Source organism: Mucilaginibacter sp. P5_A6, assembly GCF_056400585.1.
In genome coordinates, this window is sequence record NZ_JBFUKZ010000026.1 from 1 (window position 1) to 13,621 (window position 13,621).

Genomic DNA, 13,621 nt, shown 5'->3' on the forward strand with positions numbered 1-13,621 from the left:
GTGATAGCTTATTTGGCGTCCATTTATCATCAGCATCTAAAAAAGCAATGTATTTACCCAAACTATTCCTAATGCCAAGGTTCCTCGCTTGTCCTTGTCTGCCATTTTTCTGAAATATGTACCTGATCCTTGGCTCAGCGTTAAACTGATTTATAATAGCCGCAGTGTTATCTGTGGAGCCATCATCAATAATTATCAATTCCCAATTTTTATAGGTTTGGGTAATTACGCTTTCTATACTTTCGGCAATGTATCCGGCAGCGTTGTAGGCTGGCATGACGACCGAAATTTCACACATTTCTTCTGAAAAAAATGGTATTAAATGTTTTTGCTACCATATGGTAGCCAACGGATTCCATAAAACTATTTAATTCTCCATTGTAAGATTCCTTAATGTCTGAAAATAAATCCTCGGCCAAAACAATTTTTGGCCGATATTTAAGCCAATTGTTTGATTTTAATACTTTCAGATCAAAGCCTTCAACGTCAACCGTCAGAAAATCAATCTCAGGATTAACGCCCAGTTTATTTAATTGTACATCTAATATTGTTTCCAGGGTTGTGGTTTGCAATGCGATCTTATTTAATAAAGTAACATTTGGAAACCTTAAAAATTCTTCAATTTTACTGTCGTCAAATGTATTTAACTCCGGAGTTGAAAACATATAAAAAACACATTGGTTATCCTTATCAGAAATAGGTTTTTCGATGTTAATATCATACGGCCTTAATTCGTTAAATGATTTCATTGATCCAGGCATGGCATCAATATTAATTCCGCGCCAGCCCTTCAGGTAAAAATAATAGGTGTTACTTAATAAGGTGGCGTGATGTGCCCCAACATCTACATATATTCCGTAATTCTTGGTGCCAACAAATCTTTCAAGTAATCTGTCTTCTCCCTCCTGTGAATATATTTGTACTCCAGATTGTTGTGCTTTATTAATGATACGCCTTTTTATTGATTTCGGCAGAATTGTCACCGCTGCGTTAAGAACGGTATTTTTTAATCCCATTTTCCTTTTAATAAAAATGTTATTTTAGAGGATTGATGACCAAAGCTATTAGTGTTAAAGAAGTTGCCAATTTCAACAGGCAATTCATAAAGCGGGTTCAACGGTGCATCTGAAATACTATTGTTTGCCTTTATAAGCCCACGAATAATATAGGTTCTATTACTTAAGTAATTGTTGGGCAATGTGACATACACATTATGCTGTCCGATGTCAAAATCATAAACTTTTCCCTGATAGCTGCTATACAAAACAGAATGCATATTGTCTTCTTCATCATGTATAGAAAAACCCAGATCTATATTTCGACTTTTAACTCTTACATCAAGTGCAAATTTGAAAATAACGTCTTGCCCTGTTTCGATTGAATTTATAGTTTCGTATTTACTATTCAGGACTTCCATTCCGGAAAATTGCACATCACCTGAGCCTTCCCTGATAGAATTTTTGTTGATTTTTTTGAAGGACGATTTTTGTGATTTAAAATATTTTTCAATTACCGGTTCTACTTTATCATTTAATTCAATATTGCCATTATTTAGCAAAATAGCCGTACTGCATAGCTTTTTTATGGCGCTCATGTTATGGCTCACAAATAAAATTGTTCGCCCTTCTCCCTTACTTACATCGCCCATCTTACCCAGGCACTTTTTCTGGAATTCAGCATCGCCAACAGCCAATACTTCATCAACTATCAAAATTTCTGATTCAAGGTGGGCTGCAACGGCAAATGCCAGGCGTACATACATACCCGATGAATATCGTTTTACAGGGGTATCAACGTATCTTTCAACGCCGGAGAAATCAACTATTTCATCAAATTTTCGTTTTATTTCGGCTTTACGCATGCCCAGGATAGCTCCGTTAAGGTAGATATTTTCTCTCCCGCTCAGTTCAGGGTGAAAGCCTGTCCCCACTTCCAGTAAGCTGGCAATCCGGCCTTTTACTTTAACCGAACCGGTGGTAGGGGCGGTAACTCTGCTTAAAATTTTAAGCAAAGTGCTTTTACCAGCGCCATTACGGCCTATTATGCCAACGGCATCGCCCTGTTCTATATCAAAATTGATATCCTTTAAGCTCCAAACAACATCACTTTCGCCTTTTTTTGAGCGGTCGTTAACTTCACCTATCTTTAAAAAAGGGTCTTCCTTACCGCGTATTTTGGCCCAGTAGCGTTCCAGGTCACGTGATAAGGTTCCGGTTCCTATTTCTCCCAGCTGGTAAGCTTTCGAAAGATTTTCTACTTTAATTACGGCGGGCATATATTTATACAGTATCTATAAAGGTGCGCTCAACGCGGTTAAAAATTATAATTCCAACTAAAAGTATCACAGTAGTTATTACCGCGGTGATGCCTAAAGATAGCATGGTAAAGGTTCCCTGGCCAAGGAAACCGTACCTGAAAGCTTCTATTATTGGCGTCATCGGGTTATATTCAACCATCCACTGATAATGGGGGTATTTTTCTTTTACAACTGATAAAGGGTAAATAACCGTAGTTAAATACATCATTAGCTGAATACCAAAGGTGATAAGGAAACTCAGGTCGCGGTATTTTGTAGTCATGGCTGATATGATCATGCCAAGGCCTAAACCTAACATTGCCATTAATAGCAATAAAAAAGGAAACAACAACAGGTAGGCGTTTGGATGAACATTAGCGCCTTTAACAATATAAATGCCCATCATCAGGAAAAACAGGGCCATTTGAACGGCAAAGCGGATTAAATTTGATACTACGATACTTAACGGAACGATAAGGCGGGGGAAATACACTTTACCAAAAAGGCCTGCATTTACAGTAAAAACAGATGATGTTTTTGTAAGGCAGTCTGCAAAATAATTCCAGGCGGTAATACCTGCCAGGTAAAACAAGGGTTGCGGTAAGCCATCGGTTTTTATAGCTGCAAGGTTACCAAATACAAATGTGTAAATAATTGTAGTGAATAATGGCTGAATAAAAAACCATAGCGGCCCTAATATGGTTTGTTTATAAAACGAAACAAAATCGCGCCTTACCAATAACATCAGCAAATCGCGGTAGTGCCATACATCATTAAGTTTTAAATCAAATAAGCTGCTGTGTGGAGTTAACTCCATGTCCCACTTTTCTTCGGTTGGCGTACTCATTCGTTTAAAAGTAGTTGTAATTTTTGCATGTAATCCGTTTCATTAAAATGTAATAAACATTGTTCCTGTAGGTGTTTGCGTTTAAGGTTTGTTAATGGTGCTTCAAAATATTCTGTTATGTATTCATTTAGCTCGGCGGGATCGTCTGCATTAATCGCGTGCCCCAGTTCGCCGTTCCTGATGGCATCTATACTGCCATCGGCATTGCCGCAAACAACAGGTAACCCACAGGCAAGGGCTTCAATGAATACAATGCCAAAGCCCTCTTTTTTACTCGGCAAAACAAACAGGTCTGCCAGTAAAAAATGATCAACAAGTTCATCTTCTTCAATAAACCCGGTTAATATTACCTGTTCGGCTACGTTATACTGTGCTATAAGTTTTTTTATCCTGAGCTCTTCTTTTGCATCGTATTTACCCGATAAAATATATTTAATACCTGGAAAACGGTTTTTTATATTACTTATAACTTCAATTACATGTTCATAGCCTTTGTATTGTTCTGTTGATGCAAGACGTGTTAAAGTAAATATAATAGGTTGATCTGTTTTTAATTTATAACGTGCAACAAGATGTGGTGGTTTTTCGAAACCTGCAGGCAGCTTCATAAAAGAATCTATTGCGTTATTTAACACTCTGCAAATATCCGCATTTACGTTGTGCTTAATTATCATTTGCTCTCTGGTAAAATTGCTTACACATATTACCTTATCGCATCGGTTTAAAAGATATCTTTTAAGGAATGAAAGGGGCCGCCAAACTTCGATGCCATGGGCAATAAGCCATACCTTACATTTAGGATTAACTAATTTTGTAAACAAGCCTATAACTGCCAGGTTTATGTGGCTTAAAATAATAACATCAGGCATTGCTGATTTGCTTATGGCTTTTAAAACAAAGCTGATCCTGTTAACGCCAAAGCCTTTAAACCCATTTGCAGGCAGGTATTGCGGCATCAGGTCGTCTTGCTTATCGTAGGCAGACCATAGTTCAAAATTCCATTTATTGGTTTGTGCCAGCGTGTATAGTGAATGCCCCAATGTTCGGGTCATTTTCTGAATGCCACCGGTGGTAGAAAATGTTTGTAACGTAAAAAGAATTATTTTTTTACACATGCGCTTGTATTTGGTAAAGTGCAAAGGCCTTTGACCAATGAATTTGGTTGTTTTTGAACTTTTTAATGGTGTTTTGCGCCATTTTACCGCGATATAAACTACTACTGCTTATCGGGTTGTATTGCCTCATCCACTGCTGTAATGGAAACGAAAAGCCCATTTTAGGCCTGTTCCAAATAGCTGAGGGCAGCAGGTCATTGAAACTATCAATCAGGAGTTTTTTTGGTTGCCGGTTATTGAACCTTATTTCTGGTGCTATACTTTCAACAGTGCCTGTAAAGTCTTCGTCTAAAAAAGGGACCCTAACTTCTAAACCATGATTCATGCTCATTACATCGGTATCCCTAAGTAACTGATTTTGCATATAAAGGTTTGCTTCAAACCATGAGGCACGCTCATGATCATATGGCCCCAAATCAGGAATATCAAAACTATTAAAAAGAACATCCCGAACTTGTTTATCATCAGCATCAAGCGCTCTCGCAATATCAGCCGGCGAAAATAATCCTCTTAATAAAAGATAATCGGCTATTGAATGGTCATTAGCTAAAAATGTAAGCTTTTTATATTGATCGGGTAATAATCCCTTAATTGCCGAAAACAGGAAAGGGGGGAGTTTTCTCAAATAGCCAAGGTAACGTATCCGGTTAAATGAGGGGTAGCCACCAAAATACTCATCGGCGCCTACGCCCGATAATACCGCTTTTAAGCCATCATCGTGCGCATATTTACTTATGAACCAGCTATTAATACCATCGGTAGTGGGCATATCCATAGCGTTAATAATTTGCGGAAAGAAGGTTTCAAAATCCTGCTGCTTTACTAAGTGCGAGAAATTTTGACCGCTTACCTTATCTAAAACCAAGCGTTGATATGCCTGCTCGTCGTAATTTTTTTCGTTAAAAAAAATAGATATGGTTTTAAGCTGCTCCTTTTTTTCTTTATCAGCCAATAACGTAATAAGGCTTGAATCTATACCTCCGCTTAAAAATACACCTAATGGCGCATCTGCAATGAGCTGGCGGTTTACGGCTTTTATTAAGGTATTTTTTATCAATTGCCGTGCTTCATCAATGTTGGTGATCTGATTTTTTAATACTGTTTGTTTGTAAGAATTGATCACATGGGTTGATGAGGCATGATTCCAGCATAAATAATGACCTTTGGGTAAGCTGTAAACATTTTTTAATGTGGTATAGGGCTCTGGTATATGGCCAAAAGCCAAAAGCCTTATGGGCCAGTTGGTTTCTTTTTCTATACACATGCCCGCTGCTGTAAAAGCCCTGGTTTCCGATGCAAAACTTAGCTGGCCATCTTCGGCTAAATAATATACCGGTTTTATACCCGCTGCATCACGTACCAGGTAGGTAAGGCCTTTAAGGCTATCAAACAAAGCGAACGCAAACATTCCCCTAAATTTGGCGAAGGCGGCGATGCCCCATTGTAAATAGGCTGCAATTATTACTTCTGTATCTGTTACCGAATTGAATTTGGCACCATACTTTAACAGCTCATCCCTTAATTCCCGGTAATTATAGATTTCGCCGTTGAAGGTTATCCAAACTTTTTGCCCCGCATCGGCCATTGGCTGATGCCCGTTACGGCTCAAATCAATTATTGATAGCCTGCGATGTCCAAATGCCAGGTGTTTTTTTTCGTCATAAAAAATGCCTTCGTCATCGGGGCCGCCATGTTGCAGTGCCTTGCACATGGCTTTCACCCCTTCTTGAATAAGTTGAGGTTGTAACTGGTTATTAATTATTCCCGCAATCCGGCACATACTCTATATAAATATTCACAGCTTCGCCCCGTAAGTCACATTTTAAATTGTAACTTATTATATAACAACGGCTTATTTTTTTAATATAAGTCTGTTTTTATTAATTATTCCCGATCCGAATCGGTTATAACTGTCCTTTAGTTAAAATAACAATTTCAATTAAAATCTTTCAATATATGATGCTGCAACATGTACAATTATTGAGCACCCTATGCTTTCGAGCCTTAATATCAATTGCTTTTGCGAACGTTGGGATACCACTTCTCCGGTCATTCCTTTTAATGGCCCAGCTTTAAGTATAATCTTTTCTCCGGGCTGCAGGTCTTCTTCGGTAATCTCTAATTCATAAGGGCTGGCCATTAATAACTTTAACTCAGTTATCTGGCGGTTGGGCATTGAAGCAGGCTTGCCCATGAAATACAGAAAACGGGATATCCCTTTTGTCATCAATATATTAGCCTGTTCATGTTCTGTAATGTTAACAAATACGTACGATTTAATAAAGGGTTCTTCTACCCATCTTTTGCGGTCACTCCATTGCTTTAGCTGGCGATGCAGTGGCAGGTAAGCTTCAACGCCTTTATTTATTAATGCCTGGTATGCTTTTTTTTCGGCACGTGGGTTTGTATAAACAGGATACCACTTTTTTGTTATTGCACTTGCCTTTAAATCCATATTTTGAATCGGTGCATTTTATTTAAACCATCGCCTTATATCCCACCATTTCTTTTTGTCCTCATCTACATAATAGCCAGATCCGGAGTATCCGCTATAGTCAGAATAATAGTAATATCTTGCACCTGTAGTGTCGCCGGTAAATTTGGTGGTATAATATCTTGAATGTAAAAGGTCTTCTTCAAAAGCATTAAGTACAATCACCGTATTATCAAGATGATACTCCTGCGCTATGCGTTGAGGAACGGTAGCCGCATAAAATTTAGATTTGCCTGATCGGATAACAAAAACATTGATATCACTTATCCTGATCAGTGGAATAGCATCTGATACCAGGCCAATAGGGGCTGTATCAATCATTATAATATCATACTTTAATTTTAAAGCGGCAATTAAAGCAAGCATTCTGCTGCTGTGCAGCAATTCTGATGGATTTGGGGGTACAGGGCCTGAAACTATAAAATCGAGATTTTCCTGCTCGGAGTGAACTATTATTTCATCCAATGAACTTTGGTGGGCAAGATAGTTGCTTAAGCCCTTGTCATTAGGTACATGAAAAGTTTTATGCAGTTTTGAGCGTCTTAAATCGGCACCTATAAGTATAACCTTTTTATCAATGAGCGATAGCGTACTTGATAAATTTACTGCCACAAATGACTTGCCCTCACCGGCAACTTCTGAAGTTATGCAAATAATTTTGCTGGCTTTTTCTGATGCCAGGAAACTCAGATTGGTACGCACCGAGCGGACCGATTCGGCAAATATTGACTTGGGTTTGCTCAGGGCTAAAACCTGCCGGCTGTTTTCATCAATAGGTTCGGGGTATTTTCTGATAACCCCAAGTATAGGCATTGCGGTAAGGCTTTCTATGGTTTCCTTATCATAAATATAAGGATTAAGTACCCTGATTAAAATAATAAGGCCAAGGCCTATAGCCAGGCCAAAAATAATGGCCGACCGGTGGATATCATGCTCGTTGGGTGATACCGCGTTGAAATTGGGCTGAGCAAATTCAATAACCGTAGCCCCCGGTAAAATACCTGCCCTGCTTATTTGTGCTTCCAGCTTTTTCTCTGATAAAAAGGAGTATACCTTATCATTTATCTCGAAATCTCTTTGCAAACTTACCAGGTCGCGCTGGGCTGATGGCAATGCCATTAAAGTTTGGTTAACCTGCGATAACTGGTTATCCAAATACGCTATATTTTTTTCTACAGCGCCGCGGATCCCCTTTATATTATTTAAGGCTGTAAGTTTGGTTTGTAATATTTGCTGATTAATATCCTGCAGAGGCTGCGAATTTGGAGTATAGGTTTTTAATAACGATGATCGTTCGGATATTAGTACATCTAACTTACCTATTAAAGCATTTAACGCAGGTAAATCGTTTCCCCCTGTGGTAAAATTCAAAGTGACATTATCTTTTTCCCTGGTTATTTGATCCCTTAGTTGATCAAGCGCTATCATCTGAATTTTTAACAGTGATCTGTTTGTTTCAATTTCGGCCGCCTTTGCACCAGATGTAGTTGATGCTGAATTTACATCAAGTATCTTGGTTTTGTTTTTATATTTTTCTATTGAGCTTTCCGATCCTTTTACCTCGTTGGAAAGGAATGATAACTGGCTGTCGATAAAATCGATCATTTGCGATGCCGATTGTGCTTTTTGATTCCTGTCAAAAATCACATACTCCTTCATGATGTTGTTAAGCACATCGGCGGCAAACTGCGGGTTTGAGTCGGTTTCCTGTAACGCGATGATGTTGGTGTTCTTTCCAGTTTCTCCAGCCCTTAAACCACCTTGTACCCGGCCTATATAATCTTCAGGGATATTAAAATTAAAAAGATATATAGCGCTGTTATCAATGGCACCGGTGTATTTTATTGTAAAACTTGTATTACCAATAGTTACCGGCGTATTATAGCTGTAATTGTTTTTAATTTCTTTTTCGCCTATTTTGTAACTGAGGCTAAAGGTTTGCTTGTTAACAGGTTTATAACTTATAACATTATGATAAAAGTTTAAGCTATCAAACTTTATCAGTTGAATATTTAATGGTTTTGAGGGATATGCTTCGGTGGTACGTACTCGGCCCGATATAAAGAAGCTTATCCGGTAATCCATATCTTTAATGGCACTAAGTATCACATTTCTGCTTTGTAATACCGATGTTATGCTCTGAATTTTTGATGGCCCGCGGTCGGGGACTGTCATTACACTTATAAGGTCAGAAACCTCCGACTTTTTTTCTTCAATTTTTAGTGTGCCCCCTGTTGCGTAGGTTTTTGGCGTGTACCATAAATAAACATATGATATAATTACTGCCAAACTCACCGATGCAGCGATCCAATACCAGCGGCTCACCAGAATTTTACCTATCTTGAAATAATCGATCTCCTGGTTAGGCAGTTTTCTTTGGAATTTTTCTGTCTCTTCCATTAGCGGCGCGAAAGCGATAAAACAATTAAAGCCGTATTAAGCAAAAGCAATATCGGCTGTGTAAGGGTTGATACATTTTGTAAATTATCATTGCGAACAGCGCGTTTGTTCTGCGATATATACACAATATCTCCGTTTTGAAGTAAGGCCCGCGGATCGTTTATGGATTGTATATCTCTCAGGTTGATATAGGTCACCTGCGGGTTTTTTTGATCGCCGCGTATAATCTTAATGTTTGTTTCATTGGCCTTATCCGTAAGGCCCCCCGCTTCACCAATCATTTCAACCAAAGTAGTATTATCTCTTACCAGAGGGAAATTTCCCTGTGCCTTAATTTCGCCAAGGAAAGTAACCTTCAGGTTTGTAATTTTTAATTCAATTATAGGATCTTTTAAAAGGTTTTTACGGTAAAGCTCCTCAATAAGTTTTGCAGCCTGGGCGCGTGTAAGCCCTGCTACAGTGACATGGCCAATAACCGGCAATGCTACAGTTCCCTCTTCATCAACCTGGTAGGTTTGACCGGCACCGGCATTCCCACCGCCCAATGTGTTGGATGAAGGAGCTTCATCAACCACATATTTAATGTTTTGCAGGTTCCGTATTTGCAACATATCCTGTGGTTTAATATGGTAACTGCTTAAAACGTTATTGTTTTTTTGCGAGAGTGTATCTGTTTTGACAGTCTTTTGTTCAAAAAGAGTTTGGTACTGCCTGCCTGAGCAGGAGGACAAAACTAAAACCATTAAAAAAACAGGGAAAATAGACGTTATTATGCGCATGAGGACGAAAACTTCTGCTTAATGTGTTTATTTATTATGCAATAATTCCAAAATTACATAATTTGCGGGGATTAACGATTTGTATTTTTCCAATTTATAGGTTTGAAGATTTCATTGGTAACGGTTGTTTATAATGCCCAGGATACTATAGCCCAATGTATTCAATCCGTTATCAGTCAAAAACATCCCGATATAGAGTACATTGTTATTGATGGCGGATCAACGGATAACACCCTTCAAATAATTGATCAGTACCGTTCATCAATTAATTTTTTTGTTTCTGAACCAGACAAAGGCATATATGATGCCATAAATAAAGGTATTAAGAAAGCGACCGGCCAGATTGTTGGCACTCTTAATGCCGACGATCGCCTGGCCGATGACCAGGTTATATCGGCAGTAGCACAAGCATTTACGCAACAGGATATTGATGCCGTTTACGGAAATTTGAATTTTGTTGATATGATTGGAAAAATAACCCGAAAGTGGGTTTCAAAACAGTGTAGAGCTAATTCCTTTAACCGGGGATTTATGCCCCCGCACCCTACATTTTATTGCAAACGTGATTTATTTAAAAAATTAGGATTTTATAGCCTCGAGTATGGCTCGGCGGCCGATTACGAATTAATGGTAAGGTTTATGCATCTGCATAAAATAAATTTTTTTTATATAAACAGGATAATGGTTACCATGCTGACTGGGGGGGTAAGTAACAAGAGTTTTAAAAACCGGCTCAAAGCCTGGGGCTTTGATTTAAAAGCTATGCGGAACAATGGTATCATGTTCCCTGTGCTTACGTTAGCTTTAAAGCCAATCCGGAAAATCTTTCAATATTTTTAATTTGAAGTTAAACCTTTGCTTTGCTAACTGCGTATAACAGCCTGACTATAAAAATGAATTGATCCAAAAGCCCCTCGTACTATGATTGAACTTTTACATTCGCATCATTTTATTTACAACATTTTAATAGTATTGTTCTCAACTCTGATTACCTTGCTATCCATTCCATCCATTTTACACGTTGCGCGCTCGAGGCACCTTTATGATGATGTGGGCCATTTCAGAAAACAGCATGATCACGGTATTCCGCGTTTAGGAGGGGTGGCTATTTTTGTAAGCTTTACCATTACAATTTTGTTGTTTAGCATCATTGATAAGGCATTACCTATCAGTTACCTGCTTTTAGCCTGTATAATTCTTTTTATTATGGGTTTAAAGGATGATCTATCCGGAGTAAATTCAAGTACAAAGTTCCTTATCCAGTTTGCGGTTGCAGCTATATTGGTGCTGTTTGGCGATATTCGCTTAACCAGCATGTATGGCGTATTTGGTATTTTCCAGCTTCCTTATATCCCAAGCGCCATGCTCTCTATACTGCTTATCATGCTTATCGTTAATTCCTTCAATTTAATTGATGGCGTTGACGGATTGGCAGCTACAACAGGAATTATTGCAAACTGCACATTTGCTTTATTATTTATGTACATAAAGCAATATGAGCTTGCGGCTATTTCATTTGCTATAGCAGGCGCTATTATTGGCTTTTTGAAGTATAATATTACGCCCGCCAAAATATTCATGGGCGATACCGGTGCATTGTTAATTGGCCTTGTATCGGCAGTTATGGCCATTAAATTTATCGAGATGAGTAAAATTTCGGGCGCTGGCATCCCCGCTATAAGCTTTGCGCCTGCATTAACAATTGCTGTATTGATAGGGCCGGTTTTTGATACATTAAGAATGTTTACACTAAGGATAGTTAGCGGAAAATCGCCATTTGATGCCGATCGGAACCACAATCATCACCGTATATTAAGGCTTGGGCTCAATCACCTACAAACTACCCTGTGCTTGTCAGTAATTAATTTATTATCAATAGGTATTGTATTTATGTTTAGTGGCTTAAGTAATTCACTGCTAATTGTTATCATCTTGTTATTTTCGGTAGCCTCTAACTGGATCATCACTTTTTGCCTGCGCTCAAAAGAGCGTGAAAGCCTGGCATTGCGCAATTTTTGGGCGTAAATTAATCCATATTCAATGACGGTACTTTAAGTAGTTTTAAAGTCACTAAATTTAGGCAACTATAAATAGCCATCCATCTTCATTAACTTTGCTGCCCTTATAAAACAATGATGAAGATTGCCATAAATGGATTCGGCCGCATCGGGCGCATATTTTTAAGAAATATATTATCACGCCCTGGTATACAGGTAGTAGCAATTAACGACCTTACAGATACTCAAACCCTCGCTCATCTGTTTAAATATGATTCTGTACACCGGGGGTTTAAAGGCGAGGTAAGTTTTGATGCGGAAAGCCTGTTCATTAACGGGCAAAAAATAAAAGTATTGGCCCAACGTGATCCGTTGGCCCTGCCATGGAAAGACCTGGACATTGATCTGGTGATAGAATCTACCGGGAAGTTTACCTCAAGGCAGGGTGCTCAACTACATTTAACGGCCGGAGCAAAACAGGTGATCATATCCGCCCCATCAACTGATAAAAGTGTGCCAACAGTAGTGCTGGCCGTTAATGATGGGCTGGTTGACCTTCAATCGCCAATATTATCTAATGCGTCCTGCACTACAAATAATGTGGCTGCTATGGTAAAGATACTTGACGAAAACTGGGGTATCATTGATGGTTATATCACCACTGTGCATTCAATGACGGGCGATCAAAGCCTGCATGATGCACCACATAAGGATTTGAGGCGTGCAAGAGCGGCATCGGCGTCCATTATTCCTACAACCACCGGGGCCGCCAAAGCTATTACAGCAATATTTCCTCATCTCGATGGCAGACTGGGTGGAGCAGGCATTCGTGTTCCCGTGCTTAACGGCTCACTAACCGATTTTACCTGCAGCCTTAAAAAGCTACCAACTATTAACGAGATTAACTTTGCATTTAAACAGGCTGCCTGCGGCCCCATGAAACATGTACTGGAATATACCGAAGATCCCATAGTGTCAACCGATATACTGGACAACCCTCACAGTTGTATTTTTGATGCCCAGCTTACCTCAATAGTAGGCGGTTTGGTTAAAGTTGTAGGTTGGTATGACAATGAAATGGGGTATAGCAGCCGCCTTGCCGATCTGGTTGAGAGAATTGCCAAACTAAAAAGTGCTTTGGCTTAAATAGTTCAATTTTATTAGCTAAACTACATGATAAAATTTATTGAGGTTGAGGATCTTTTAGCCATTCGCAACGAAGTATTACGCGAGGGCAGACTTACTTTAAATGAATGCCGTTTCCCTACCGATAAAATAGAAGGCGCCTTCCATTTAGGGTTTTATAAAGATGATGAACTGGCATGCATATTATCATTCCATCCCCAAACTTATGGCGAATTTACAGGAATGGGTTACCAGTTGCGTGGCATGGCAACCATTGAAAAATACAGGGGGCTTGGTTTCGGTAATCAACTGGTAAATTTCGCACTTACCTACCTGCGTGGCCAAAAGGTAAATTATGCTTGGTGTAATGCCCGCAAAAAAGCTGTCCCATTTTATCATAATACTGGTTTCGAGATCGTCTCGGCCGAATTTGAAGTGCCCGGAATTGGGCCACATTATGTGATGTATGTTAAGTTAAGATGAAGTTTTAGGCGAAAAAGAACACCTTTTTTACTTTTTCATTAAGAATTTAGAATAAAATGCTGAATTTGCAGCCCTCACATATAAT

At 38.9% G+C, this 13,621-nt stretch carries 13 protein-coding genes; 4 read left to right on the forward strand and 9 right to left on the reverse strand.

What is annotated here, in order from left to right:
• The 9 genes from AC1DO4_RS22885 to AC1DO4_RS22925 form a co-directional block, all read right to left on the reverse strand.
• Positions 1-277, reverse strand: a 277-nt coding sequence (locus AC1DO4_RS22885) for a glycosyltransferase family 2 protein (protein ID WP_477419889.1), incomplete at its 3' end; no start/stop codon positions are given.
• A 13-nt stretch (positions 278-290) separates the two neighbouring features.
• The gene (locus tag AC1DO4_RS22890; protein WP_477419890.1) at positions 291-1,016 is read right to left on the reverse strand and encodes an FkbM family methyltransferase; all 726 of its coding nucleotides are present in this window, start codon (positions 1,014-1,016) and stop codon (positions 291-293) included.
• Positions 1,007-2,275 (reverse strand): ABC transporter ATP-binding protein, encoded by a 1,269-nt coding sequence (locus tag AC1DO4_RS22895; RefSeq protein ID WP_477419891.1) that lies wholly within the window; start codon positions 2,273-2,275, stop codon positions 1,007-1,009. The genes AC1DO4_RS22890 and AC1DO4_RS22895 overlap by 10 nt, the downstream gene beginning before the upstream one ends.
• Before the next feature lie 4 nt (positions 2,276-2,279).
• A complete protein-coding gene (locus AC1DO4_RS22900) occupies positions 2,280-3,143 on the reverse strand; it encodes an ABC transporter permease (RefSeq protein ID WP_477419892.1) in 864 nt (287 codons plus the stop codon).
• Positions 3,140-4,258: a glycosyltransferase family 4 protein gene (locus AC1DO4_RS22905; RefSeq protein ID WP_477419893.1), complete on the reverse strand. Its 1,119-nt coding sequence runs from the start codon at positions 4,256-4,258 to the stop codon at positions 3,140-3,142. Before AC1DO4_RS22905 ends, AC1DO4_RS22900 begins: the two co-directional genes overlap by 4 nt.
• Positions 4,251-6,038 (reverse strand): asparagine synthase (glutamine-hydrolyzing), encoded by a 1,788-nt coding sequence (gene asnB / locus AC1DO4_RS22910; protein ID WP_477419894.1) that lies wholly within the window; start codon positions 6,036-6,038, stop codon positions 4,251-4,253. Before asnB ends, AC1DO4_RS22905 begins: the two co-directional genes overlap by 8 nt.
• Positions 6,039-6,197: 159 nt before the next feature.
• The gene (locus AC1DO4_RS22915) at positions 6,198-6,713 is read right to left on the reverse strand and encodes a UpxY family transcription antiterminator (protein WP_477419895.1); all 516 of its coding nucleotides are present in this window, start codon (positions 6,711-6,713) and stop codon (positions 6,198-6,200) included.
• 18 nt (positions 6,714-6,731) lie between these two features.
• Entirely contained in the window at positions 6,732-9,152 is a 2,421-nt protein-coding gene (locus AC1DO4_RS22920; protein ID WP_477419896.1) for a GumC family protein, read from the reverse strand.
• Positions 9,152-9,931 (reverse strand): polysaccharide biosynthesis/export family protein, encoded by a 780-nt coding sequence (locus AC1DO4_RS22925; RefSeq protein ID WP_477419897.1) that lies wholly within the window; start codon positions 9,929-9,931, stop codon positions 9,152-9,154. Before AC1DO4_RS22925 ends, AC1DO4_RS22920 begins: the two co-directional genes overlap by 1 nt.
• A gap of 102 nt (positions 9,932-10,033) precedes the next feature.
• On the opposite strand from AC1DO4_RS22925, the gene AC1DO4_RS22930 reads away from it, so the two are divergent.
• From AC1DO4_RS22930 to AC1DO4_RS22945, 4 genes are all read left to right on the forward strand, one after another.
• On the forward strand, positions 10,034-10,771 hold the full coding sequence (locus tag AC1DO4_RS22930) for a glycosyltransferase family 2 protein (RefSeq protein WP_477419898.1): 738 nt from the start codon (positions 10,034-10,036) through the stop codon (positions 10,769-10,771).
• An 81-nt stretch (positions 10,772-10,852) separates the two neighbouring features.
• Complete coding sequence (locus AC1DO4_RS22935; RefSeq protein WP_477419899.1) at positions 10,853-11,956, forward strand: MraY family glycosyltransferase; 1,104 nt, start codon at positions 10,853-10,855, stop codon at positions 11,954-11,956.
• Positions 11,957-12,066: 110 nt separating this feature from the next.
• Complete coding sequence (gene gap, locus AC1DO4_RS22940) at positions 12,067-13,074, forward strand: type I glyceraldehyde-3-phosphate dehydrogenase (RefSeq protein WP_477419979.1); 1,008 nt, start codon at positions 12,067-12,069, stop codon at positions 13,072-13,074.
• Positions 13,075-13,101: 27 nt separating this feature from the next.
• Positions 13,102-13,536 (forward strand): GNAT family N-acetyltransferase, encoded by a 435-nt coding sequence (locus AC1DO4_RS22945; protein WP_477419900.1) that lies wholly within the window; start codon positions 13,102-13,104, stop codon positions 13,534-13,536.
• The last annotated feature ends 85 nt before the right edge of the window (positions 13,537-13,621 follow it).

Bases quoted from the DNA above. Each gene is read 5' to 3' on its own strand.
- AC1DO4_RS22915 (WP_477419895.1), bottom strand. From the start codon at position 6,713: ATGGATTTAAAGGCAAGTGCAATAACAAAAAAGTGGTATCCTGTTTAT.
- gap (WP_477419979.1), top strand. From the start codon at position 12,067: ATGAAGATTGCCATAAATGGATTCGGCCGCATCGGGCGCATATTTTTA.
- AC1DO4_RS22895 (WP_477419891.1), bottom strand. From the start codon at position 2,275: ATGCCCGCCGTAATTAAAGTAGAAAATCTTTCGAAAGCTTACCAGCTG.
- AC1DO4_RS22890 (WP_477419890.1), bottom strand. From the start codon at position 1,016: ATGGGATTAAAAAATACCGTTCTTAACGCAGCGGTGACAATTCTGCCG.
- AC1DO4_RS22935 (WP_477419899.1), top strand. From the start codon at position 10,853: ATGATTGAACTTTTACATTCGCATCATTTTATTTACAACATTTTAATA.
- AC1DO4_RS22920 (WP_477419896.1), bottom strand. From the start codon at position 9,152: ATGGAAGAGACAGAAAAATTCCAAAGAAAACTGCCTAACCAGGAGATC.
- AC1DO4_RS22925 (WP_477419897.1), bottom strand. From the start codon at position 9,931: ATGCGCATAATAACGTCTATTTTCCCTGTTTTTTTAATGGTTTTAGTT.
- AC1DO4_RS22905 (WP_477419893.1), bottom strand. From the start codon at position 4,258: ATGTGTAAAAAAATAATTCTTTTTACGTTACAAACATTTTCTACCACC.
- AC1DO4_RS22900 (WP_477419892.1), bottom strand. From the start codon at position 3,143: ATGAGTACGCCAACCGAAGAAAAGTGGGACATGGAGTTAACTCCACAC.
- AC1DO4_RS22945 (WP_477419900.1), top strand. From the start codon at position 13,102: ATGATAAAATTTATTGAGGTTGAGGATCTTTTAGCCATTCGCAACGAA.
- asnB (WP_477419894.1), bottom strand. From the start codon at position 6,038: ATGTGCCGGATTGCGGGAATAATTAATAACCAGTTACAACCTCAACTT.